The organism is Helicobacter trogontum (assembly GCF_000765905.2).
Classification (GTDB): domain Bacteria; phylum Campylobacterota; class Campylobacteria; order Campylobacterales; family Helicobacteraceae; genus Helicobacter_A; species Helicobacter_A trogontum.
Genome location: NZ_JRPL02000003.1, coordinates 40620 through 65452, shown reverse-complemented (window position 1 = coordinate 65452; position 24833 = coordinate 40620). Strand labels below are relative to the sequence as shown.

Sequence of the window (24833 nt, the reverse complement as noted above, 5' to 3'; positions counted from 1 at the left end):
CTACCTAATTTGCATAAAGACTTGCATTCTCTCTTGCGACTTTATCGCAGTGTTCATTCTGCGGGTGTCCATTATGTGCTTTAACCCACTGTGTTGTTATGGTATGCTTTGCTCCCACATGTATATATTCTCCCCATAAATCTGTATGTTTTACATCCTTAAAACCCTTTTTTTGCCAATTTGAAAGATAGTGATCAATCGAATCGCATACATATTTAGAATCACTTACTATAACCACATGACATGATTCAGTAAGCAATTTTAATCCCTCAACAACCGCTTTAAGCTCCATGCGTCCATTTGTGCTATAAGCTTCACCACCGCTTACTTGTGTGTAAAAAATTTTACCATTTGGAGCTTTATATTCAAGTAACGCGCAATAGCCACTAGCCCCAGGATTTCCCAAGCTCGAACCATCTGTATAAAGGATAATTGATTTCATATTTTTCTCTCTTGAAGTAAGAATTTAGGTAAAAATCGGCAGATTCTAATGATATTCTACAAAAATATATTTCTGCATTCAATGGAAACTATTTGGCACGATATTGACATCTTGCAATTCTTATGGTGTTTGAATGAATTAAGTAACATGTCATGTTAATTATATAAGCAACAAATGAAGATATTCTATGTACTATAAAATAAAGATTCTATATATTATTATTCATTATTGAAAGATAATATAATAAGAAGAATGTTTGCAATTTAACTTAGGTTTACTTGATAAAATAGTTTTTGCAAGGATTTTGGCTTTAAGAGAACATAAACGACTTTTTTATGATATTTAATCTTACAATAAGATGATCTTAAGAGGTTATAACTATAAATTAAGGCAAAAATCACCCTGTATAATACCAAGCTTCAAAAGATTACAAGATTCAAGCTTTAATAGATTTAAAATAGACTTAAGCTATCATTTTTAGCATAATATGGAAAAAGCGCATATGTTTTGTGTGTAGCGATTCTGCCTTTTGCGGTACGTTCAATATAACCATTTGCAAGTAAATATGGCTCAATCACATCCTCAATCGTCCCCTCATCTTCGCTCATTGCCGCTGCAATTGTATTTAAACCAATTGGTCTGCCATTTGCTTGTGATAGTATCTTTAAATACCCTAAATCCATTTCATCAAAGCCGAGTTCATTAACTCCTAATTCATTTAATGCATGTTTAGCGATTGCTTCGTCAATAATATTTTTGTCTTGAACTTCAGCAAAATCTCTAACCCTTTTTAGTAGTCTTAGAGCAATACGGGGTGTGCCACGCGATCTTTTTGCAATTTCTTTTGCACTTTTTTCATTAATCTTAGTCTTGAGTTTATAGCTTGCTTTCGTGATAATTAAAGCTAACTCGTCCTCATTATAAAATTCAAGTTTCGCACTAATGCCAAATCTATCTCGCAAAGGATTTGAAAGCATACCAGCTCTTGTTGTAGCACCAATGAGTGTAAATGGTGCTAAATCAATCTTGATTGTTTGTGCTGCTGCTCCTTGTCCTATAATAATATCAAGACGAAAGTCTTCCATGGCAGGATATAAAATCTCTTCGATAGCTGGACTAAGTCTGTGAATCTCATCGATAAATAAAATATCACCATGACTAAGATTTGTCATGATTGCAGCTAAATCCCCAGCTTTTTCTATCATGGGTGCTGCACTGACTTTAATGTTTGCTCCCATCTCATGTGCTATAATATGGCTAATTGTGGTTTTACCAAGACCAGGTGGTCCAAAGAAGAGAATATGATCCAAACACTCATTGCGTTTTTTACTCGCTTCTATGAATACTTGTAGGTTTTTCTTAATCTTATCTTGACCTATGTAGTTTTCCCATGATATAGGTCGCAATGTATTCTCATTTTGAGAATCTGTTGTCTTTTTATCACCAATCACTATACGTTCTGTTTCTATTTGTTCGCTTTTTAGTAGTGAAATTTTTTCCATCAATATAGCCTTATTTTTTGCTTAATTATAGCAAATTTCAAGCATCTTATGATATATCCACATTGTTAAATAATTTTTGAATATTAACTATCACATCAACCTAAATCTACCAAAAATTTCTTTTTGTTGCGAAAAATTGCAAGTTTATCAAAGCCAATATCTCTTAGAATCTCTATGCATGTCTCATAACCAAAACCAACTTGTTGTGTATCGTGTGCATCACTACCCATCGTTATATGAATGTTCATTTCTTTTGCTTTTTTTAGAATCTCATATGAAGGATATTGTTCTTTGATATTTTTTCTTAAACCAGCAGCATTGACTTCTAATACCATATCCATGTCTTTTATAATTTGCAGAGTTTCTAGCATTTTTGTATTAAGACTTTGTGGCATAACATCACCAAAAAGCTTTGGTAAATCAAAATGACCGACTATTTGAAAATATCCTGTTTTAGCCATGCTTTGTAATGATGAGAGATATTTATCCCAAGTGGCAAATACACCTATTTTTTGCCATTTACCTAGAAATTCTGGGTTGTCAAAACCCCAATCATCTAAGAAATGCACAGAACCTATCAAATAATCCACATCAGCATGTAGTACGGATTGATCAAGTAAATCCTCCCTACCAAGTATATAATCTACCTCCAATGCACGTAACACTTCCACAGATTCATAGCTCTTTGGTATTTGTGCTAAATAATCTGGCATATCTAAAAAGCTCATGCGATATTTTTCATCAAAATGCATTGGTGCATGACAGGAAAATCCAAAAATATCTATACCAAGACTTTTTGCCCTTTGCAAATAAGATTCTATACTGCCACTTGCATGATTGCAATAGGTGGTATGATTATGCAAATCAACTCTCATGTTTTCTCCTTGAGTGTATGAGACTAAGTTTAATTTTATAAACATAGTTTAGTATAAAAAATTAATGTAATGTTTTATAATCAGATAAGTATTATTTTAGCGAAAGGTCCAGCACTTATGCAGCAAGTAACCGATAAAGACATAGACTATGTTTGCAATTATAAGTGCTATATATTCATTCCACATTAAGATTCTATGACATATGACAAGCACAGATAGATTGGCAATATAGGCAAAACAGCTTACCAATGCAAAGCGTATGAAATCCCTTTTATGGGTATGCTTTGATTGAAAAGTAAATTTTTTATTAAGCAAATATGAGACTACAAAAGCAATCCCATAACCCAGTGCATTTGCAAGTTCTGGAATAACACCAATAAATGTTAAGCCAAACATAATACTATATCCAATAATGGTATTAATAATCCCCACTATTCCATAGACAATAGCACTTTTATCGACATATTTTTTTATATATTGTTTCAATGTATCTATCCTCTATGTGTAGTGTAGTTATTTAATCCCATTTTCATTTAGCTCTCTATACTTATCACAGCCAGTCTGATAACCATAATCACATGATTTGCCATAAAATTCTTTAGCGATGTTTAAATGATTTTTTGCATCAGTTCTTTGTTGATATATTACACCTAGATTATAACAGCCAAGTGGCTCCTTGCCATTACACGCTTGTCTATAAAAGTCATCTTCTTTATCAAAGCTTTGTCGCACACCTTCTCCATTGCTATACATGATACCTAGACTATAGCAACTCGCACTATTTTTTTGTTTACATGAAAGTTCATAAAAATCTTTTGCTCGAAAATAATCATGGAGGTGAAAATAATAAATATCGCCAACATTACCACAACTTGTCATGCTCCCACTATTACATAATTTTTCAAAATATGCCAATGCTTCATTATGTCTATTTGCAAGTGTATATATCATACCTACAATTTCACATTGCTTACCAAGACATTCTTGTGGACTTACTAAACCATTATCGATGAGATAATCACACGCATTTGCATTATTTTGCATACAAAAATTATATGTGTAATGCCATTCTTCTTCAGTTAATCTGTCAAATGCATATAGGTCATAGCATAAAATAAAACTAAGAAAACACGCCAAATAAGACTTTCTGAAAAACTCAATAAAGTATGTAATAATAAATCGTCTCAAAACAAACTCCCTATATCTTTAGTCATAGACATATTGCATAAAAGTAGATTCTATAATATCGGTTTTTGTGGGAATATTGCACATAAAATAGATTCTACCAAGATAATAGAATCTATTAGTGCTGCAGCATTTTATTAATGTTGTTTATGTAACTTTTTTTCAATAATAGCTTTGCTTGGATATATAAAGAACGTGCTATATTTAATATTAATGTTATCTTTATTATCGGTCGCATAAGACTTAATTGTAAGTGGTATATTCTTATCCGTGTCTATGGAATCATTATATTCACCTTTTGCACGCAATATAACAACAAGGAATTTTGGCTCATTTGGTTCAATCAAAAATTCCTTTTTACCTCTATGATCTGGCATAATGATCTCAAATTTGTCTGCCATGTCGCCATCAACTTCAAATGCAAAAGTGTGCGGATCTTTATCGACATTCTGCACAACAAACTTATATACATTATCGATTGCGCCACTTTCGCGCACGTGATAAAGCTCTGAAGATCTCGTGATGTTTAATAACATGCTTTTGTGAGATTTGCCAACAAAAATAAGCAGTGCAAAGATAAGTGCTAGTATAACCATATAGGCAATAGTTTTTGCTCGTAAAAGTTTTGGTTTTGATCGTTTTTCCATAGCATTTGGCGAACTCCATGTAACAAGGCTTGGTAAATTAAACTTTGCCATAACAGCAGAGCATGCATCTACGCATTCCAAACAATGGATACATTCAAGTTGCACACCTTTTCGAATATCAATATGCGTTGGACACACCTTTACACAACTTTGACAATTTGTACATTCATTGTGTGGATCTTGTTTTTTTGGTGGGATTCCTATCGCAGTTCCATTTGGATTATAAAGTAAACCACCGCGTTTTGTATCATAAATAGACATAAGTGTATCGTTATCAAAAAATACTGATTGTACTCTTGCATAAGGGCACATATAAATACAAAAATTTTCCGCAACAAAGCAGACTTCAATTGTCATAAATGAGGCAATAGCAAGCCAAAATCCAAGTAAAATTCCATGTTCTCCAAAATCTTTAGCATATGCAAAAAAATCTTCTGGTGGCACAAAGAAGAATAAAAAATCTGCGGTAGCAATAAGTGCAATACATGCAAAAAGCACGATTCCAAGCACGTATTTTAGCTTTTTTATCGGCGTATCAAGTTTCAAAACCTCTTGCTTATTTGATATTTTTTTTCTCAATCCAAGTAATTTTGTCTGAATAATATCGCGATATACAGAACGGAAAATAGTTTGCGGACAACCCCAACCGCACCAAAATCGTCCCGCCATAACTGTCATAAAAAATATGCCGACAAAAAGCATCATGAGCATAAAGGTCATAACATAAAATTCCTGAATGCTATACTCAATGCCTAATACGTGTAAAACTTTATGATCAAAAGAGAGCAAAAAAACATGGTTTTGTGCATCTCCTATGCGAATAAATGGAATAACCAAAAGCACAATCGTGAGTATAATATAGCCAATGTGTCGTTTTCGACGAAAGTTCTCAATCTTAGCACCATTTTTTGTTTGAGTATTAGAATCTGATGAAGTGTCCTGCATAGTCAAATCCTTTGCTTGTGTTTTAATTCTCAAAAGAATCGAAGTTTATGGGTTAGTTTGGTTATTATACATATTTTAATGTTAAAATTATATTAAAATGTTAAATTTTGTAACTTTATTTGAAATTGACACTAAGGAATATTATGTTACAAGCAGTCAATGTTAGTATGCGTTATGCGACAAAGACATTATTTGAAAATATAAATATAAAACTTGATAGTGGAAAACGATATGGGCTTATTGGTGCAAATGGTGCTGGTAAGTCAACTTTTCTTAAGATTTTAAGTGGTGAAATCGAAGCAAGTAGTGGTGATATTGTGTTAAATAGCGGTTTGCGTCTTGGCGTATTAAGCCAAAATCAATATGCATTTGAAGATTTAAGTCTTAAGGACGCAGTGCTAATTGGCAATAAAAGACTTTATGAGGCGATAAAGGAAAAAGAGGAGCTTTATGCAACAGCAGATTTAAGTGATGAAAAAGTTAACACTCGTTTAGGTGAACTTGAAATGATTTGTGTTGAAGAAGATCCTATGTATGAATGTGAGGTTGTTATTGAGAAGATTTTAGAAGACTTAGGATTTCCTGCAAATACTCATAATGATCTTATGAAAACACTCACAGGTGGGGATAAATTTAAGATTCTATTAGCACAAGTTCTGTTTCCAAAGCCAGATGTATTGTTGCTTGATGAGCCCACAAATAACCTTGATTTAAATGCTATTGCATGGCTTGAAGAGAATCTAAAAAGACATGAGGGCACGTTAGTGGTTATTAGTCATGATAGGCATTTCTTAAATGCTGTTTGCACACATATTCTAGATCTTGACTTTAAAACACTTCGTGAATTTAGTGGCAATTATGATGATTGGTATATTGCAAGCACATTAATTGCAAAACAACAAGAAATGGAGAGGAACAAAAAACTTAAAGAAAAAGCAGAGCTAGAAGATTTTATCCGCCGTTTTGGTGCAAATGCAAGTAAGGCAAAACAGGCGACTTCGAGGCAAAAACAGCTTGATAAATTAAATCTTGAGGCTTTGCAGATATCAAGTAGAAGAGATCCTAGCATTGCTTTCAAGATTAAGAGAAATATAGGTAATGAGGTATTGCAAGTTGAAAATCTTAGCCATGCATACGGAGAGTTGGTGATTTTTCAGAACCTAGAACTCAAGGTTTTACCTGGCGATAAAATTGCATTAATTGGTGCAAATGGTGTTGGGAAAACAACGCTTTGTAAGATTCTAGCTGAACAATTGCAGCAAGATAGCGGCATAGTAAAGTGGGGTGCAACGATTGAGATGGGGTATTTTCCACAAGATACAAGTGAGATTATTAAGGGTGAGGAGACATTGTATGAATGGCTACGAGCATTTGATAAAAGTGTAGATTCCAATGAGATTAGGACATCACTTGGACGCATGTTGTTTAATGGTGAGGAACAAGAAAAAAGTGTGGGCGCATTAAGTGGAGGTGAAAAGCATAGGATTATGCTTTCAAAACTTATGCTTGCCAAAAGTAACTTTTTATTATTAGATGAGCCAACAAATCACTTGGATTTGGAAGCAATTATTGCACTCGGTGAGGCTTTGTATAATTACGCAGGTGGTATTATTTGTGTTAGCCATGATAGGGAGCTTATTGGTGCGTATGCAAATCGAATTATAGAGCTTGTTGCTGATCCTAAAGGTGGTGCTACAAAAATAATTGATTTTCGTGGTAGCTATGAGGAATACCTAGAAACAAAAAGCAAGTGATTGTGTGTAACACGGATTAAACCTTAAAGCAATAGGAGTAGAAAAGCAGAAATGGATTCCTTGAAACATTTCCTAATGTAATTTTTTATTGTGTTGTGTGTGTATAGAGGTAATTTAAAAAAGATAGCCTTGATTTTGATAACTCTAATTTACATTACTATTATTTTGTGTTTGTATCTCATGTAGCTTACGTTTCTTCTTGAAATATCATTTTATTGTTGGTATTAAGAAAGTGCAAAATAGAAATATGTTGTCACATATGAATTAAGATATGATTTAGCTGTTTGTGTATTTTGTGATCCGCATTTTACTTCATGTTTTATACATTTAGAAAGAGATGTTTAGAAGGTATGTTATAGTAAAATGCACCTTAAAAACTTATTTTATTGTTTAGTTTTATTTCACATAGGTATTCATGATTTTTTCTTAATTTGATTTTAATTATGCGATGTTTCTGTGAAATCTTAGTGCTTTAAAGATGGCTATTTAAAATTGGAAAACATTATCTAATTGTAAGAAAAGATTTGGGTGTGCTAGTTTAATATTTTTTGCAAATACTTTTACATCAATATCCTGGATGTTGCCATTTGATTGTTTGTAAGATTGAAATTCATGTAGGGCTACTGCCATTGTATCTTCAAGATCAATTGGCATGAGTTCTCTAATCTCATAGCGTAGTAGCATCAAGAACTTCTCTTCATTATGTTGCTGAATATGTCCTAAAAGGTTTTGCAAGGCAAATTGTGGCAGGGTAACAAATTCTTTCCCTTCCGTAGTTTTTAAAAACCATGCCTCATTTTCATTAAACTCCCCTTCCACAAACTCAAGTAACCATCTACCTTCATCAAGCTTTGCCATATAAGCTACATTGCTCACATTTTGCAGACTTTCTACTAACTTTTCTTTGTTTGATTTTGCTCGTTTAGCCATACCATTACTCCTTTTTGAGCATGTAGTCGATTATGTGCTTCTTCAATAATCTTGCTTTGTTCCCCATCAATCACTTCTTCACTTACTTCCAATCCACGATATGCTGGTAAGCAATGTAGGAAAATAGCATCTTTGTGCGCCAAAGACATAATATTGGAATCTACTTTATAATCCTTGAAATCCCACATGCGTTTTTCTTTTTCGTCTTCTTGTCCCATAGATACCCAAGTATCTGTTGTGATTACATGTGCACCTTTTGCAACGCTAAAAATATCATCAGTGATAACTATTGTAGCACCACTCTTTTTTGCATTTTCATTTGCAATTTTTATAATATCTTTGTGCGGCATGTATTTGTTAGGGCATGCAAGTCGTATTTCAAAGCCAAGCTTTGATGCAAGCATAAGCCAAGAATTTGCCATATTGTTTCCATCACCAATATAGGCGACAATGGGTTTTGCAATGTTTTCTTTCATTCCCACGTTATGCAGTAATGGATCTGGCACAAATATACCACATTCAATCATAGTAAGATAATCTGCTAAAAGTTGCATAGGATGAAAAACATCGCTAAGCCCATTGATCACTGGCACACTTGAAAACCTTGCAAATTCTTCTAATCTCTCATGCATATGTGTCCGCACCATGATCATATCAACCATCGAGCTAATTACAGCCGAGCTATCACGGACAATCTCTCCCCTACCAAGCTGCAGTTCGTTATTTGACAAAGAGATTCCAAAGCCACCTAATTGATAGATTCCAACCTGAAAGCTAACGCGAGTTCTAGTAGAGCTTTTTTCAAAAATCATTGCAAGGGTTTTGCCCTTTAGATATGGTGTTGCAATCCCATTTTTATGTTCTGTTTTAATTTTTATCGCAAGTGCAAGCATTTCTAGAATCTCATGCTTTGTGAAATCATTGATGGTTAGAAAATGTCGCATATTTATCCTTCATGTCGCAATAAAATAAAAGTATAATATTACAATAAAACGCTAGAAAAATAGCTTTTTATAAAAAATAAAGTTTCTATTGTCGGTTTTTTAGTCTAGTCTTTGCTTGTAGTATTATTCTTATCTATGTAGATATTCTAACAAATAGAATCCTAGTAGAGATTAACAACATATTATACATATTTAATTAATCTTCTAAGGTTTGCATAATTGCCTCAATATGCTCTGTATATCCTAAGAATAGCACAACATCACCTCTTTGTAGAACAAAGTCAGAATCCACATCAATATTCCAAGTCTCTCCTCTACGCACAGCTACAATCTTTACATTATCTTCTTCTCGTATCGTGCCAATGCTACGTTTTACAAAATAATTTGTTACAATCGTCTTGCATGCACGCATATTTGCACTTAGCTCGATTTCTTCAACATTGGCTTCTGTAATTTCACTTAGCAATCTGTTTGCTGCTTGTCTTTCTGCATATACTACTTCTTCTACACCCAGTTTTTCTAGAATCGCCCCATGTGTACTTGAGATGGCTTTTGCGATAATCTTTTTATTATTTAACTCTTTTAATGCCATAACAGTGAGTATGCTTGCTTCAATATTTTCTCCAATGCTTACAATAACAATATCAAGCTCACTAACCCCAGCTTCTTTCAAGGCAATTTTATCTGTGCAATCAATAATATAAATTTGCTCTGCTTTATCGCGTAAGTCAGTAAAGCTAGATTCTGCATTATCACATAAGATTACATTCTCACCATTCTCTACAAGTCCAAGTGCTACATGATATCCAAATTTACCAAGCCCTAGCACTGCGTAACTTTTTGCCATACTTTATCCTTTAAATTAGAACTTTTTCTTGCACATACTGCACATGTTTTGTCTTTGTCCCACCCATAAATATGAGTGTAAAAGCTAGAATGCCAATTTTACCAGAGATCATTAAAACCATAATGATAAATAACCCAATCGTATTAAAATCTGCACATAGACTAAGTGAATCTCCATCACCCATCGACATTCCTACTGTGCTAAATGCAGATACGACCTCAAATAAAAGTGGTAAAAAAGGAAGATTTGGTTCAAATATGGCTAGAAAAAAGGTTGCCACTGAGAGATACACAAGAGCAATAATAAATACGCAAAATGCCTTTGATACGATATCCTGCGGTATCGTACGTCCAAAAATTGTTGTATTTTTTTGATTTTTAATAATGGTGATAGAGAGGGCTACAAGTACTGCAAAGGTTGTAACCTTAATTCCAGCAGCAGTTCCCCCAGGTCCACCACCAATCAACATAAAAAAGACAGAAAAAAACATTGTCCGCTCTTCAAATCCACTAATATCAAATGTATTAAAACCAGAGGTTCTATAATTTGTAGATACAAAAAAGGAATTCATAATTTTGCCCCAAAATGGCACATTCTCTAAAGTTTTTGGGTTTGACCATTCAAAAATAAGCACATTAATCATGCCACAAATAAGCAATAATATACTCATAACCAGCACAATACGTGTGTTGAGGCTTAATCGCATTTGTGGTGCTTTACGGACAAATAAGCGACTATAACGAATTTTTGCATAACAAAAGTTTGAAAATTCTAATGATGAAAGATAGCCAAAACCACCAATAATAATAAGCATAGGTATAACGAGATTTACGACAACATCTGCTTGATATGGCAATAAGCCATCTTTTAGAATAGTAAAACCAGCATTATTAAATGCTGAAACAGCATGAAAGATTCCAACCCACATACCCTCTTTAATATCACCAAGTTGCCATACGAAGTAAGGACAAAGCAATGAAGCCCCAATTAATTCAACAATCAATACAAATATAATTGCTTTTAAAATTGCCTTATCAATACCCTGCACAGAATTATTATTAAGATTATCAACAACATTGATTAAATCTTTTTCAGCTGCACTCAATCTTTTGCCAATGAGTAGAAAAAGTATACCAGCCATACTCATATGACCGAAACCACCAAGCTGTATCAAAACACAGATGACAATTTGTCCATAAATGGTGAAATCAAGTCCTGTATTTTTTATAATTAGTCCTGTGCATGTCATTGCGGAGACACTTGTAAAAAGTGCTTCTAAAAAACTTACATTCGTGTGATACATAGGCGGTAGACTTAAAATTGATGTTCCAAGCAATATCACACCTAAATATCCTGCAAGTAAAACCTTAATACTTTGAATTTGCACTTTATTCCTTTGTACTTCTACTGCATAATTCTTAATTTGTAGAATCTAAAAACTGCATATTATCATGTTTATGTGAAGAAATACGTGTATGACCCATGTTAATCATTAATTAATATTGCAATTAAACATAAAGTGCTAAAATTTTTAGTCATTGACAACATTTTAGCCACAATATCGTATAATTACATATTATAAAATAAAAAGGAATAGTATGGGGTTACTTGATAGAGTAGTGCAAGGTGATATTGATGAATTTAGCCCAGTTGAGCTTGCTAAACTTTATGATTATGATATATATGAGCTTGGAAGTGCAGCTTATTCGATAAGAGAATCTTACTTTGATAGAAAAGTCTTCTTTAATATAAATCGTCATATAAATCCTACAAATATTTGTGCTGATGTATGCAAGTTTTGTGCGTTTTCAGCAAGTCGTAAGAATCCAAATCCATATAGTATGAGCATTGATGAAGTAGTGAAGCTTTGCGTGAATGCTTATAATAATGGAGCAAAGGAAGTGCATATTGTAGCAGCGCATCATCCAACACATGAGTATCAACACTATCTTGATATGTTTCGTGCAGTAAAAAATGCAGTACCACAGATTCATATAAAAGCAATGGGTGCAGCAGAGATTGACTACCTCACAAGAAAATTTAGTTTGCCTCTAGAGCAAGTTGTAAACGACTTAATAGAATCTGGTGTTGATTCTTTGCCTGGTGGAGGTGCAGAAATCTTTGATGAAAAAGTGCGAAAAACGCTTTGTCATGGCAAAGCAAATGCAGATAGATGGCTTACAATACATAAATTGTGGCATAAACTTGGTAAGATGAGTAATGCTACCATGCTTTTTGGGCATATTGAAGAGCGACATCACAGAATAGATCATATGTTGCGTTTAAGATCGATTCAAACCTCATTAGAACAAGCCAATAATAAAGCAGGCGGTTTTAATGCTTTTATACCTTTGCTTTATCAACGAGATAATAACTTTTTGAAAGCAAAAGAAGCTCCAACTGCACAAGAGATTCTAAAAACTATGGCAATTGCTAGAATCTTACTGCAAAATATTCCCCATTTAAAAGCATACTGGGCTTCTCTCTCGTTTAATCTTGCCATTGTAGCACAGGAGTTTGGTGCAGATGATATGGATGGAACAATAGAATATGAGAGCATACAATCAGCTGCGGGAGCTAAAAGTCGCAATGGTGTAAGTAAAGAAGAAATGATATTTCAAATCAAAGATGCAGGGTTTATACCAGTGGAACGCGATAGTTTATATAATGAATTGCATTCTTATAAGGAAGTCTCATAAGCAAAGGTTTGATTGCAATTAAGTATTAATTGTATTGCTGCCATTCTAGCAAATTCAATTGTGTATAGCATACTTATTAAAAAAACTACTTTTGTGTTGTTTTGTATGCTTAACTGCTTTGCTGTTTTATATCATTGTGTACTTGATCTATATATGTTAAATGTGGTGGCTTGTAGCTAAGTTTAAATAAAGCACGTCTTATTTGCATATATGTACGATAGAATGGCTTTAATATCTTATAATGTAATGGTACCATCCCCCACATCCTGTCATTTGGTGTATACCCTCTATCGGTATTGGTAATTGTAGAATTTGCAGCAATATTATCTTCTCCTATTATAAAAGGTTTATAAATAATATTATCAATATGATGTAATGCAACATGCTCCATATAAATATCAACAGGACTATCCCATATTTTTTGTGCTAGAAAAACCTTAGCTGCCAATGGTGTGATGTAATAACCTTGTGTGCCATTAGTATTTTTTAGTGAATAATGATAATTTGATTGATCTAGCTTATATATATATTTATCCCTAGATCTTGTAATGGTATAGAATCTAACAAGAGAGAATGTTGTGCGTTTAATATCTTGCAAGGCAGAAAGGAAATGTTCTTCAAAAAATATATCATCTTCAAGCACGATAATTGGTTCATTAAGCCGAACACATTCTTCCCATAGATTATAATGAGAAGCATAGCATGCAATTTCGTTGTCAATTAGGATTCTACCATGCCAAAGATAGCAATATAGAGGATTAAACATGGTTGCATATTCCTTAAACCCCTCGCTTTTAGAATCTACCGCATTGAAAAACTGATAACTTAAACCAAGTTCTTGAAAAAGTGGATTTTTTTCCAATAATGCAAGTTTTTCTTGCATATGTGTTTTTCGCTCCCGCGATCTCTCCAGATTAATAATGAATATTTTCATTAGTTTATCTCCCACTATTATTATCGTTTTACACCAAAGTTATCTGCTCGATCAAGTACTTGATTAATGTTGGTATTAATCCATTCTGGTTGTAGCCATTCATTTGGATTTACAAAATGCCCTTGTACAAGTACTGCAAAAAAAAGACTATTTGTAGTGGCAAAGCCACTAGCACCCATTTGTCCTATCTGCATGAGAGATTGTATATGATTTGGTAGCGTTGGAATTGTATCCAAATAACCATAAATAGAACTCAATCCTAATATATGGTTTAGTACCACAAGATTCCCATATGAACCAATATTACCCTTGAAAGCTACTGCAGCATTATTACTATTTATTATTTCTTTATTGTGTTCACCAATAAATTCTATGCCATATCGCACAGATGCACCTATATGTTCTTTGTGATATTTATAGATATACTCATCACCGAAACGACCAGACATTTGTGCATCCTTTACAGGAGCAAATACATTTAATCTTGGTATGCTAGATTCAGTATACGTTTGTGTTGATATGTGAAAAAAGCTTGCAATTTTTTGATTATGTTGGTGTTTTATCGTTTCGTTGAAGAATTGAAATTTTTCAACATCTGTTGCCAAATCTTGCGGCATTACTACGCTGTGTTCTAATCTTTTCATAATTGTTTGTAAGCGAGAATTGCTTATAATCATATTAAACTTTCTGCGTAGATAATTGACATTTGTAGCAATTGGTACTTGTATCTTTTTTTCATTCATTGCACTATCAACAACTTGTATTGTGCCATCAAAAAATGTGTTTTTAATAGGCCATGCAATGAGTGAAAGATAAATCACTTTTCCTTGCTTATTAATGAAAGGATAAGCTTCAAACTCATCATGACCATTACTTACTATTACCTTATCAATTCCAGAATCTTTTACTTTATCATAAAGCCCTAATTGTTGAATACTAAAGGCTATAAGTGCACTGCCACCATACATAATTTGCTCCGAAGCAGCGATGACTTGGACTTGCGGTGTGCTTTTATTGATGATGAAGTGTTTTGTTATTGTTGTCTCATTTCCACGAAAAAAATTGGAATTACTCCAATCCCTCACGCTTACATGATAAAAAACCTCCTCGCCATCAGCTAGATTGGGAATCTTTGGCAATGCAATATTGAGTTCTTCGGTCTTTTTAAGTAATACTTCACTGTCCTCAACCAGCACTTTGCCATTTTTATCTGTAATGCTCACATGATATGATGCAAGTCCACTTGCGTCATATGCACTTAGATAGATGGTATTTTCGGGATTGAAAAAGGAAGTATAGATATGATGCAATACTTTATCACTCTCCTTTGATACATAAAGCTCTATATTAGGAGGGATTCGCTCAAAACCTGCAGTATGAAGTAAAAGAAACATGGAGATAAAAAAAATACAGCTCATTCCTGCTAGAATCAATCGTATCATCAACTACCCTCTATATGATACCATAATATCCTAGCACCTTGTTTAAGGTTGCAAGAATAGAGGCTAGATAAATGACAACTAAAATTCCATGGTGTATATGTGCTTTTATGTTATCAATTAGCCTTGTGCCTATTACCACTCCAATAAGAGAAAAAGATCCAAGTAAAAATCCTACATACAATACATCCTTTGTTACAACGTCATGCCTTATAAACGAAAGCGTCCCGCTTAAGGCTGCACACATAATAAAAAAGAGTGAAAGAGGTACAATCTTTTTTGTATCAAACCCTAGATAATGCATAAGTAAAGGTACAAGCATAACTCCACCACCAATACCTAGTGAAATTGCAAATACACCAGTCAAAGTGCCAATAACAACAAGAATGCCTCTTTGCTGCCATTTTGTGAGAACTACATTATTTGGTTTCTTTTTCACGCTAAAAATAAATTTATAGAATGTAAAGAGGCTAACACAAAGAAATGTTAATGCCAAATGCTTTTCTGCTATATACATAAGCACAATGCCGCTAAATGCAGCTCCAATAAATCCACCAATACCTAAAAATATTGCAGAATCTAAACAAAGATTCTTTTTTTGAAAAATGTTTATAGCTGTCCCAAATACGGAGGAAAAAATCATTTGCATAACAGAAATACCAACAGCTTCATGTGTTGAAAAGTTAAAATCTGGTAATAGATGATGTAGATATAGCATGAAAGGGACAATAATCATACCACCACCAATACCAAATAAAGCAGAAATACTACCAGTAAGAATCCCAAGCAGAGCTAAACATACAAATTCCATAATGCCAAACTTTATTTAAAATGAAAGAAAATTATAACAAAAAACATAAAAGATGCGATGACTTTATTTTTAGATGAAGTAGGATTTATCGCTATGATACTTGTTATCAAGAAATAAAAAATGTTTTATAATATTGATTCTAGCCTTAATTTTCTTGTAACGTTCAAATAACATAAAATCAAACTTAGAAATTTACTCGCCATATTTATTTATTAGCTAGATTTAATTTGTTGAACCAATGAAGTATCTAGTTATATTTTGTGTCCTTATATATGATGGTATTCATCTTGTAAAACCAATATCAGGCAGTATAAAGTTTTAGATTCTTATATAGCTTGATGTATTAAGTATATGAAATACTTAATGGTTTATTTGGTTTTAGCTGTATAGTTAATGAAGCTTATTTTTATAAGTAAGACTTATGTTAGCTTTAATATGGATTTCGTGTCTTCGTGGTGTTTTATTGCGGAAGTCTTTTAGATGGTTGTGGTGAATCTTTATTGCTTTTAAGGGTTATGTTGCAGTATATTAGGCTTCAAAATATTAGTTTTTTGTTATAATCACATCTCTTATATGATTATAAACATGTCAATAGGGGTTTATTGCTCAATTATTTAAAGTTTTATACATGTTATATTATATAGATAGCCTAGCAAATCATCTTTATAGAATAACAAAAAAGGAACAATATGCAAACGATTTTACATAGCATTAATGCTTTCAATGAAGCAAAGCAAGTCATACCTGGCGGAGTGAATTCTCCTGTGCGTGCATTTGGTAGTGTTGGTGGCACACCTCGGTTTATCAAAGAAGGTAGAGGAGCATATATTGTTGATGAAGATAATAACTCCTATATTGACTTTGTGCAGAGTTATGGACCGCTTATACTAGGACATAGTGATAGTCTTGTAGTGCAGGCTGTGCAAGATTCTGTGGCAAAAGGCTTAAGTTATGGTGCACCAACAGAGTTAGAGACAAATCTTGCTAAAGAAATTATTAGTGTGTGTGAGGGTGTGGAAAAAATTCGCTTTGTAAATAGTGGGACAGAGGCGACTATGAGTGCCATACGACTTGCTCGTGCATTTAGTGGAAAAGATGATATTATTAAGTTTGAGGGCTGTTATCATGGACACAGCGATAGTCTTTTGGTAAAAAGTGGTAGTGGGCTTGCAACCTTTGGTGAGACAAGCTCTAAAGGTGTTATACAAGATATTGCAAAACATACACTTGTGGCACGATATAATGACTTAGATTCTGTGAAAGAGTGTATAAGGTTAAGCGGTAACGTGGGATGTATTATTATAGAACCTATTGCTGGAAATATGGGGCTTGTACCATCGAAAAAAGACTTTTTACAAGGTTTGCGAGAACTTTGCGATAAGGAAAATATTGTGCTTATTATTGATGAAGTGATGAGTGGGTTTAGGGCAAGTCTACAGGGTTCTTACGCATTTTATGGTGTAAAAGGTGATTTAAGTACCTATGGTAAAGTTATAGGTGGTGGTATGCCGCTTGCTGCATTTGGCGGTAGAGCAGATATTATGGATATGTTATCCCCTATTGGCGGCGTTTATCAGGCGGGTACATTAAGTGGAAATCCAGTTGCTGTAAGTGCAGGGCTTGCGACACTTGCACTCATTAAGCAAGATGTAGGTCTTTATGAGCGACTAGAATCTTTGGCAAATAGATTAGCAGAAGGTTTAATGAGTGCAGCAAAAACATATAATATTCCATTGCAAACTTGTGTGAGAGGTAGCATGATGGGCTTCTTTTTTGCACAAGAAGAGGTAATAGATTGGAATAGTGCAGCAAAATCTGATACAGAATTTTATGCAAAATTCCATGCAAAAATGCTTGAAAAAGGTGTAAATTTTGCACCATCTCAATTTGAAACGAGTTTTATGTGTAAGCCTTTTAATGAAACAATCATTGATGAGGTTATTGAAAAAGCAAGAGCGAGTTTCAAGGAATTAAAAGCATAATATCAGATGCAATTTTGCGCTCATTGCTAGTTTTGTTTTTTTATTGTGTTTTTGGCTATAATAATGCCATTATTGTATAGAATCTAGTGAAAGGTAAGTTATGAATTATATCCCTTATGTTATTGAAAAGACAGGTAGAGGAGAGAGAAGTTATGATATTTATTCTCGATTGCTAAAAGATAGGATTATTATGTTAAGCGGCGAAATCGATGATTCTGTATCAAGTTCAATTGTAGCCCAATTACTTTTTTTGGAAGCCGAAGATCCACAAAAAGATGTGTTTTTATATATTAACTCTCCTGGTGGCAGTGTCACGAGTGGGTTTAGCATTTATGACACAATGAATTACATTAAGCCTGATATCTGTACTATATGTGTTGGACAGGCAGCGTCCATGGGTGCATTTCTTTTAAGCTGTGGTACAAAAGGCAAACGCTATGCTTTACCACATGCAAGGATTATGATACATCAGCCTTTAGGAGGAGCTAGAGGACAGGCAACAGATATTGAGATACAAGCAAAAGAGATTCTAAGATTAAAGGTTATCATCAATGATATCTTAGCTGCAAACACTGGACAGAGTGTTAAAAAAATTACACAAGATTGCGAAAGAGATTTTTATATGAGTGCTAGTGAAGCACAAAAATATGGTTTGATTGATAGTGTCATGTCTCGCTCCAGCAAAAATTAACCATAGAGTACGATAGTTTTATGTGGTTTTTATTGGATTGTGTGCGGATCTTGTTTTGTGAGTGTGCATTATAAGAAAGAGCGGAAAACTTTTATCATGTGTTACATTTTAGGCAGATGAATAGCTCTGTTTATTAATTACGTTTTATTCTTGATTTCTTTGTAAGCAATTGAATATTATATAAATAATGTTTGTATTTGCTTTGCAGTAAGCATATATCATGTGATTGTTTGCATTGTAATGACTGCCTAATGAAGATTATTTATTGTATAGATAGGTTTGTTTGAGAGGGATTGATTATGAAATCTTTAAGTATTAAGTAATTTATTCCTTCTATCTTTTGCTATTTTATACCCTGTGCAATTTCTTATTTATTTATTATGTTACTATACTTCTTATTACTTCTTTAGTGTTTGTAAAAGTTCTTTTAATTTTGTTTTAATAGTGTTCAAAATATCATCATCATCTTTTGTTGGGGACTGCAATGTGATTCTTGTATCATCACACCCTATAAGACTGATATTATAACCCGCATTACTAATAGCTTTAATGCCAAGCTCTAAAGCAAGAGTTTTAATGATAATGATCTCTAAAAATTGCAAACTATATATATCAAGCTTACCGAATCTTTGCTCTATTTCGCCCTCGATTTCACGTACTTCAGCTTCGCTTTTAACTTGTGATAGGCGGCGATATAGATCAATTCGCATACGCTCACTTGCCACCAAACTTTCATTTAGGAATGCTGAAACTGAAAGTTTGATATCTACTTTTTGTTCATGTTGTTCATTTTGTAAAAGGCTTTGCAAAGTATCCTCTAACATACGCACATACATACCAAAGCCCACCTGTTTAATATGCCCACTTTGTGCCTCACCAAGCAGATTACCACCACCCCTAATTTCTAAGTCATGATAAGCAAGTGCTGCACCACTGCCAAGATATGAATTTTTCTCTAAAGACAACAACCTTTTTGCTGCATCTTGTGTGATATTGTCATGTGTTAGAAGATAGCAAAATCCAACATGCTTACCTCTACCAACCCTGCCTCTTAATTGATGTAGGTCTGCGATTCCAAAATTATGTGCATCATCAATTATAATTGTGTTTGCATTTGGAAGATGAATGCCTGATTCTACAATGGAGGTGCAAAGCAATAAATCATATTCCTTTTTTAAGAATGCAAGCATACCTATTTCTGTATCTTTTGGATTAATTTGGGAATGTAGTATTAAGATTCTAAGCTGTGGTAATAAATCAAGTAAATAACTTTTTATTGTGCCTATTTTTGCTATATTGTTAAAGATATAAAAGACTTGTCCACCTCTTCTTAATTCTCTCAAGATCACCTCTTTAATAAGAGAGTCTTGTTTTACTTTCACAAAAGTTTTACTTTCTTGTTTAAAAAATGGTGGGGTTTTAAGCTCGCTAATTGATTTTAGTTTAGAATATGCCATATTTAATGTGCGAGGGATTGGTGTAGCTGACATTGATAAGATATGAGTTGTTAAACTTTTTTGTTTCAAAATCTCTTTTTGTTTGACGCCAAACTTATGTTCTTCGTCAATGACAATTAGCCCAAGCCTCTCTATCTCGAGGTTAAAGAGTGAATGTGTGCCAATTATAATTTGTATGTTGTCTTTGAAATTTTCTTGTATTGCCTTTTTTTGTGCTGCAGTTGTAAATCTATCTATTTTTGCAACATATAAAGTTTTACCATTAGGTAATTTTGTATTATGCAATCGTTCTTTAAAGCTTTCAAAATGCTGATTACAAAGCAGTGTGGTTGGCACAAGCATAATACTATTATAGTCATTTAATGCACTTACAAAACAAAGTGTCATGGCAACCTCTGTTTTACCAAAACCTACATCACCATTTAGCAATCTATCCATGATTATGCCACTTTTTAAATTCTTCAGACTCTCTTGTATTGCGTGATTTTGATCTTGTGTAAGCATAAAGCCCCGTTTGGACTCAAAAGCACTAAATGCAGTGATTTGCTCTGGTGTCTCAAGCTCTATTTTAACGCCTTTAGTTAATGTTCTTTGTGCTTGTAGTCTAATGATTTCATTGGCAATGGCAAAGAGCTTTTCTTTAATAGAATCTTTGAGTTTTAAAAAGCTTGACTTCCCAAGCTTATCTATCCTCACAACAGAATCATAGGCACTATATTGCTCTATCATGTTAAGATTTTCAACTGGTAAAAGCAATCTATCATCATTGGCATATATAATACTGATAAAATCTTTTAATCCACCCATAATACTTACTTGTTTTATAGCTTCAAAAATTCCAATCCCATATTCACTATGCACAACATATGTCCCAACTTTTAATGTATCAAGTTCGAGCTTGACTTTTCTTTTACGTGTAATTTGGGGTTTTTGCAGACTTATAAATAGTTTTGTATCAGAGGTTATATTAAGATAGAAAGGCGTGATGATATGTGTTGTTTTTATTGATAAAGATTCAAAATTGTAGTTTTTTAGCATAGCGTTTGTGGGGCTAAGAATTGTTATGTCTTTATTATGATTTAGTTTTAAGGTATCATAGAGTTGTGAAGGTTTTAATGGTTCTATATCTTTAAAAATTACAGAATCTTTTAGCACAAAAAAATCTGTTGTTGTTTGTGGTAATACTTCTGGCATTACAAATTCAAGATTTAAGAGATATTCTCCTAGGGCTTTTGGTGTGAAAACATGACTATAAGTTGTTAAAAAATTTATCCCACCAATATCCTTTAAAAACCAAAAACCAAGAGAGTTTATGTTATGTTCTAGCGTATTATCTAACTCTTTAATATAAGATTCCAAAAGTGTGTGTTGTGTCTCATTGAGGCTAAACATGGCAGGATAGATTTTTATACTTTCTAATACTTCGTTTTGGCTTAACTGAGTTTCATGATTAAAAAAAATAATCTCTTCAATTTCTGTATCAAAAAGGCTTATTCTTACTGGAAATTCAAGGCTTGGGATAAAAATGTCAATGATGTCTCCACGATGCGAAAACTCTCCTTGCATTTCAACAATTTCTACATGTTCATAACCATAATGAATAAGTGTTGCTATAAAGTCTTTAACAACAAGATTTTCGCCTTTATGCACACAAAAACTATGCAATAACTCCCTTGTTGGCATAATCATCATGAGCGTATGAGGTGGGCTTATTAGAATCTGTTTGCAATCATTTTCATACCATAAAGAAAGTTTTGCAAAAAGTTCGTGAAATTCTTCATAAAAGCTTTGTGTGCTATCAAATGGGCTAAGTCTAATATCTGGCAGAACAATAGGAAGGAGATCTTTTGAGATTTCTTTTTTTACATTTTGCATGTGGGTTAGGGCAGTGATAGCACATAGAGCCTCACTTGCTAATAGAATCTCTTCGCTTGAGCAAATAAGAATTTGAGGTGTATTGCTATTTTTTGTATGATTTTTGAGATGGCTGCATAGTGGTGAGGTTTTTGAATGATTGATGATTTCTACTAGATTTTTTGGTGCTTTGCTAGATTTTAGGTTGCTTGTTATATTGTTGCTAGGCTCTAAATCTTGTTTTAAATATTTTCTTGCCTCATCTTCTGTTATTAAATGTGTGGATTTTATAATCTTAGAATCTTTTGCAAGATTGAAAAGCAATTGTGTGTAACTACTATTTGATTGTGTTTCTTTTGTATTGCTAAGTGATTGCATTTGCATATGTAAAACATCACAATTTGATAAATCCTGCAAATTACATTGCACACACTCGGAATCTTTTTGTGTAAAAAACTCATAAATAGCACTTTGAATTCTAAACATACAATAACCAGATTAATAGGGATTTAAAAAGTTTGAATTATACTAGAAAAAATAAGAATTTATCCATATGAAACATTTATGTGGTTTGTTATGCAATAATATATCTTTACTCCCATTCTGACATGATGTAGTTTCTTTTATTAAGTCTCAAGTAAAACTTAGAATATTTTTTATCAAATATTAGATTTTCCTTTCTATTTTTACTTCTCTTGTGTTTTGTGGTTCCTGTGTAATATTTGGAATGTGAGGTATTATGCTGCAAAGACTAGCTATAAAATAAGGTTATTTAAAAATTAAGCCTTGCAATGCATCTTAGTGTAATAGTCTTCATCTTGTGAGGCATCTTTAGATGTTAAAGAAAACTTAAAATATGTATTTTGCAAGTAAATTTTGAGTTAAATAAGTAGCTATAAAAAAGATTATGTTTTTTATTATTATTAGTAATAGAATAATTATTTTGTTACTATAATTCAAATATATGGACTTTTATACATCAAAACATATGTTTTATATGATTTTATAAATACATTATATTATAATGATATATGTTAGTCTATGGACTAATAATTTTATTGTGGAGAGAAGTTATGAATGAAGTAAATACGCTTTTTATAATGATGTGCGCATTACTCGTGCTTCTTATGACACCATCACTTGCGATGTTCTACTCTGGTATGGTGAAACGAGAAAATACGCTCAATACAATTATGAATTGCTTTATTGTCTTTGGTGTCATTACTTTGCAATGGATTATCGTTGGCTATTCGCTTGCATTTGGGTCGGATAGTTCAATGGGTGTAATTGGCTCATTGGAGCATTTTGCATTGGAGGGCATCAGTGGGTATAATGATAATGGTGTGCCAAATATCCTCTATGTAGTGTTTCAAATGGTATTTGCACTTATTGCAAGTGCAATTATAACTGGTTCACTTGTGGGGCGTGTAAAACTTGGCGTATTGGTAATTTTTCTACTCATTTGGAGTACACTTGTGTATGATGTGCTTGCACATATGATTTGGAGTGAAAATGGCTTTTTACTTTCACGTGGAGGTTTAGATTTTGCTGGCGGTGGCGTTGTACATATTAGTGCGGGTGTGGCTGGACTTGTGGGGGCTCTTATGGTAGGACCAAGAAAAGAGCGTGTGCATATTAGCACTGGTGCACATTCTGTGCCTTACGCATTTTTGGGTGCAGTGCCTTTATTCATTGGTTGGCTTGGATTTAATGCTGGAAGCGCTGGTGCACTAGATGAAATAGCGGTTAATGCTTTTATTGTGAGTATTGTTGCAGCAGCAAGCGGCTATCTTGTATGGGTACTCATGGAGTGGATCATTCATAAACGCCCTACGATTTTAGGTAGTTTGAGCGGTCTTGTGGCTGGACTTGTGGGTATAACGCCTGGAAGTGGATATGTAGGCATCTTTAGTGCGATTATCGTGGGTGGTATTTCAGCAATCGTGTGCTATATGGGATTAAGCTATATTAAAGAAAAGCTCAAATGGGATGATTCATTGGATGCGTTTTCATTGCATGGGATTGGTGGCGTATGGGGTGGTATTGCGACTGGGCTTTTTGCAAGTGCGAAAGTTAATCCTGCGGCTACGGGTGAGGGCACTTTGGGTGAAGGATTGCTTATTAGCGGAAGTTACCATTTATTTGTAGAGCAATTATTTGGTATTGTTGTGTGTATCACGCTTTCTGCCGCGGCAAGCTTTGTGATTTTTAGGATTCTAGGATTTTTCACAGACTTACGTGTTGATGAAAAGGTAGAGCAAGAAGGATTGGATCGGGCATTACATGGTGAAAATGCATATAATTTGCACTGATTTTTAAGATTTATAAAGTGAAGTGCATTTTAGGCGACCAGTCGTAAGAAGAATGTATATTTAGCATGTTTTATAACCATTTTTTGGGTTTATAAACGTGGAATTTTTATCTTAGAAATATTAAAGCTTAAGGTTTAGCTTTTAGCAGAATTTAGATATAGAAGCTAAAACAGGCTTTAATGTGTGGTTTTACACCTATGATTCTAATAGCATAATTTTGATAGAATCAAAGCTTCTGACTACATCAAGAAACCACAAATAAGACTTATTATTTATCCTTACATAAAAATCAAAGTTAAATACACTACATCTAAAATTATAAATACTTTTTTTGCAATTCAGTTATACAAAAAAATAATATAAATAACTAAAGTTCATCTGTAATTTATTTATACTGCTTATTCTATTAGGGTATATAGAATCAATTTACATCATAATCTTGATAAGAGTTTATTGCTTTCCTACTATATAAGCTTTAGGGTTTATAAAACAGTTATATGTTTATTGATATTCTTATTTATAAAGCAACATAGGAATATGTTTAATATATTTTTAATTAATAAAATATTCTATATTTTGTAAT

The 24833-nt window shown here is 33.3% G+C and carries 19 protein-coding genes; 5 read left to right on the top strand and 14 right to left on the bottom strand.

Annotated elements, in window-relative coordinates; all coding sequences use genetic code 11:
• Positions 1-4: 4 nt before the first annotated feature.
• From LS81_RS02160 to ccoG, 6 genes are all read right to left on the bottom strand, one after another.
• Positions 5-442, bottom strand: coding sequence for an RNase H family protein (locus LS81_RS02160; protein ID WP_034344741.1), 438 nt, complete (start codon positions 440-442; stop codon positions 5-7).
• Positions 443-894: 452 nt separating this feature from the next.
• Complete coding sequence (gene ruvB, locus LS81_RS02155; RefSeq protein WP_034344744.1) at positions 895-1944, bottom strand: Holliday junction branch migration DNA helicase RuvB; 1050 nt, start codon at positions 1942-1944, stop codon at positions 895-897.
• A gap of 95 nt (positions 1945-2039) precedes the next feature.
• Positions 2040-2819 carry a histidinol-phosphatase gene (locus LS81_RS02150; RefSeq protein WP_034344747.1) on the bottom strand — a complete coding sequence of 260 codons (780 nt, stop codon included), beginning with the start codon at positions 2817-2819 and terminating at the stop codon, positions 2040-2042.
• A gap of 96 nt (positions 2820-2915) precedes the next feature.
• Positions 2916-3305 carry a GtrA family protein gene (locus tag LS81_RS02145; RefSeq protein ID WP_081955881.1) on the bottom strand — a complete coding sequence of 130 codons (390 nt, stop codon included), beginning with the start codon at positions 3303-3305 and terminating at the stop codon, positions 2916-2918.
• Between the two features lie 27 nt (positions 3306-3332).
• A complete protein-coding gene (locus tag LS81_RS02140) occupies positions 3333-4007 on the bottom strand; it encodes a tetratricopeptide repeat protein (protein WP_034344750.1) in 675 nt (224 codons plus the stop codon).
• A 134-nt stretch (positions 4008-4141) separates the two neighbouring features.
• Positions 4142-5596, bottom strand: coding sequence for a cytochrome c oxidase accessory protein CcoG (ccoG, locus tag LS81_RS02135; RefSeq protein ID WP_034344752.1), 1455 nt, complete (start codon positions 5594-5596; stop codon positions 4142-4144).
• Between the two features lie 143 nt (positions 5597-5739).
• On the opposite strand from ccoG, the gene abc-f reads away from it, so the two are divergent.
• The gene (abc-f, locus tag LS81_RS02130; RefSeq protein WP_034344755.1) at positions 5740-7350 is read left to right on the top strand and encodes a ribosomal protection-like ABC-F family protein; all 1611 of its coding nucleotides are present in this window, start codon (positions 5740-5742) and stop codon (positions 7348-7350) included.
• Between the two features lie 486 nt (positions 7351-7836).
• On the opposite strand, the gene LS81_RS02125 is transcribed toward abc-f, so the two are convergent.
• The 4 genes from LS81_RS02125 to LS81_RS02110 all read right to left on the bottom strand — a co-directional run bounded on the left by LS81_RS02125 (position 7837) and on the right by LS81_RS02110 (position 11458).
• Positions 7837-8280: a DUF2603 domain-containing protein gene (locus LS81_RS02125; RefSeq protein ID WP_034344758.1), complete on the bottom strand. Its 444-nt coding sequence runs from the start codon at positions 8278-8280 to the stop codon at positions 7837-7839.
• Positions 8244-9224, bottom strand: a complete 981-nt coding sequence (gene argF, locus LS81_RS02120; RefSeq protein WP_034344761.1) for an ornithine carbamoyltransferase — start codon at positions 9222-9224, stop codon at positions 8244-8246. The genes LS81_RS02125 and argF overlap by 37 nt, the downstream gene beginning before the upstream one ends.
• 196 nt (positions 9225-9420) lie before the next feature.
• On the bottom strand, positions 9421-10071 hold the full coding sequence (locus tag LS81_RS02115; RefSeq protein WP_034317163.1) for a potassium channel family protein: 651 nt from the start codon (positions 10069-10071) through the stop codon (positions 9421-9423).
• A 10-nt stretch (positions 10072-10081) separates the two neighbouring features.
• Positions 10082-11458: a potassium transporter TrkG gene (locus LS81_RS02110; protein WP_034344764.1), complete on the bottom strand. Its 1377-nt coding sequence runs from the start codon at positions 11456-11458 to the stop codon at positions 10082-10084.
• Positions 11459-11669: 211 nt separating this feature from the next.
• Between LS81_RS02110 and mqnE the strand changes: the two genes are divergently transcribed.
• The gene (gene mqnE / locus LS81_RS02105) at positions 11670-12770 is read left to right on the top strand and encodes an aminofutalosine synthase MqnE (protein WP_034344767.1); all 1101 of its coding nucleotides are present in this window, start codon (positions 11670-11672) and stop codon (positions 12768-12770) included.
• Between the two features lie 109 nt (positions 12771-12879).
• Here the strand turns inward: mqnE and LS81_RS02100 are convergent, their stop codons facing one another.
• The 3 genes from LS81_RS02100 to LS81_RS02090 are packed head-to-tail and all read right to left on the bottom strand — an operon-like array spanning position 12880 to position 15954.
• Positions 12880-13704 (bottom strand): glycosyltransferase family 25 protein, encoded by an 825-nt coding sequence (locus LS81_RS02100; RefSeq protein WP_052096453.1) that lies wholly within the window; start codon positions 13702-13704, stop codon positions 12880-12882.
• Positions 13705-13724: 20 nt separating this feature from the next.
• Positions 13725-15146 (bottom strand): M23 family metallopeptidase, encoded by a 1422-nt coding sequence (locus LS81_RS02095; RefSeq protein WP_034344770.1) that lies wholly within the window; start codon positions 15144-15146, stop codon positions 13725-13727.
• 10 nt (positions 15147-15156) lie between these two features.
• On the bottom strand, positions 15157-15954 hold the full coding sequence (locus tag LS81_RS02090) for a sulfite exporter TauE/SafE family protein (RefSeq protein WP_034344773.1): 798 nt from the start codon (positions 15952-15954) through the stop codon (positions 15157-15159).
• A 689-nt stretch (positions 15955-16643) separates the two neighbouring features.
• Between LS81_RS02090 and hemL the strand changes: the two genes are divergently transcribed.
• A complete protein-coding gene (gene hemL, locus LS81_RS02085) occupies positions 16644-17936 on the top strand; it encodes a glutamate-1-semialdehyde 2,1-aminomutase (protein ID WP_034344776.1) in 1293 nt (430 codons plus the stop codon).
• A 100-nt stretch (positions 17937-18036) separates the two neighbouring features.
• On the top strand, positions 18037-18627 hold the full coding sequence (clpP, locus tag LS81_RS02080) for an ATP-dependent Clp endopeptidase proteolytic subunit ClpP (protein ID WP_034344779.1): 591 nt from the start codon (positions 18037-18039) through the stop codon (positions 18625-18627).
• 398 nt (positions 18628-19025) lie between these two features.
• Here clpP and LS81_RS02075 read toward each other — a convergent pair whose 3' ends face one another.
• On the bottom strand, positions 19026-22424 hold the full coding sequence (locus tag LS81_RS02075; RefSeq protein WP_233715917.1) for a transcription-repair coupling factor: 3399 nt from the start codon (positions 22422-22424) through the stop codon (positions 19026-19028).
• Between the two features lie 587 nt (positions 22425-23011).
• Between LS81_RS02075 and LS81_RS02070 the strand changes: the two genes are divergently transcribed.
• Complete coding sequence (locus tag LS81_RS02070; RefSeq protein WP_034344782.1) at positions 23012-24250, top strand: ammonium transporter; 1239 nt, start codon at positions 23012-23014, stop codon at positions 24248-24250.
• Positions 24251-24833: the final 583 nt, after the last annotated feature.

What these genes read in the sequence shown, in the direction of transcription:
- ruvB (WP_034344744.1), bottom strand. Translation starts at nt 1,944, where the DNA reads ATGGAAAAAATTTCACTACTAAAAAGCGAACAAATAGAAACAGAACGT.
- LS81_RS02070 (WP_034344782.1), top strand. Translation starts at nt 23,012, where the DNA reads ATGAATGAAGTAAATACGCTTTTTATAATGATGTGCGCATTACTCGTG.
- mqnE (WP_034344767.1), top strand. Translation starts at nt 11,670, where the DNA reads ATGGGGTTACTTGATAGAGTAGTGCAAGGTGATATTGATGAATTTAGC.
- LS81_RS02150 (WP_034344747.1), bottom strand. Translation starts at nt 2,819, where the DNA reads ATGAGAGTTGATTTGCATAATCATACCACCTATTGCAATCATGCAAGT.
- LS81_RS02075 (WP_233715917.1), bottom strand. Translation starts at nt 22,424, where the DNA reads ATGTTTAGAATTCAAAGTGCTATTTATGAGTTTTTTACACAAAAAGAT.
- LS81_RS02100 (WP_052096453.1), bottom strand. Translation starts at nt 13,704, where the DNA reads ATGAAAATATTCATTATTAATCTGGAGAGATCGCGGGAGCGAAAAACA.
- LS81_RS02125 (WP_034344758.1), bottom strand. Translation starts at nt 8,280, where the DNA reads ATGGCTAAACGAGCAAAATCAAACAAAGAAAAGTTAGTAGAAAGTCTG.
- ccoG (WP_034344752.1), bottom strand. Translation starts at nt 5,596, where the DNA reads ATGCAGGACACTTCATCAGATTCTAATACTCAAACAAAAAATGGTGCT.
- clpP (WP_034344779.1), top strand. Translation starts at nt 18,037, where the DNA reads ATGAATTATATCCCTTATGTTATTGAAAAGACAGGTAGAGGAGAGAGA.
- LS81_RS02115 (WP_034317163.1), bottom strand. Translation starts at nt 10,071, where the DNA reads ATGGCAAAAAGTTACGCAGTGCTAGGGCTTGGTAAATTTGGATATCAT.
- LS81_RS02160 (WP_034344741.1), bottom strand. Translation starts at nt 442, where the DNA reads ATGAAATCAATTATCCTTTATACAGATGGTTCGAGCTTGGGAAATCCT.
- LS81_RS02090 (WP_034344773.1), bottom strand. Translation starts at nt 15,954, where the DNA reads ATGGAATTTGTATGTTTAGCTCTGCTTGGGATTCTTACTGGTAGTATT.
- argF (WP_034344761.1), bottom strand. Translation starts at nt 9,224, where the DNA reads ATGCGACATTTTCTAACCATCAATGATTTCACAAAGCATGAGATTCTA.
- abc-f (WP_034344755.1), top strand. Translation starts at nt 5,740, where the DNA reads ATGTTACAAGCAGTCAATGTTAGTATGCGTTATGCGACAAAGACATTA.
- hemL (WP_034344776.1), top strand. Translation starts at nt 16,644, where the DNA reads ATGCAAACGATTTTACATAGCATTAATGCTTTCAATGAAGCAAAGCAA.
- LS81_RS02095 (WP_034344770.1), bottom strand. Translation starts at nt 15,146, where the DNA reads ATGATACGATTGATTCTAGCAGGAATGAGCTGTATTTTTTTTATCTCC.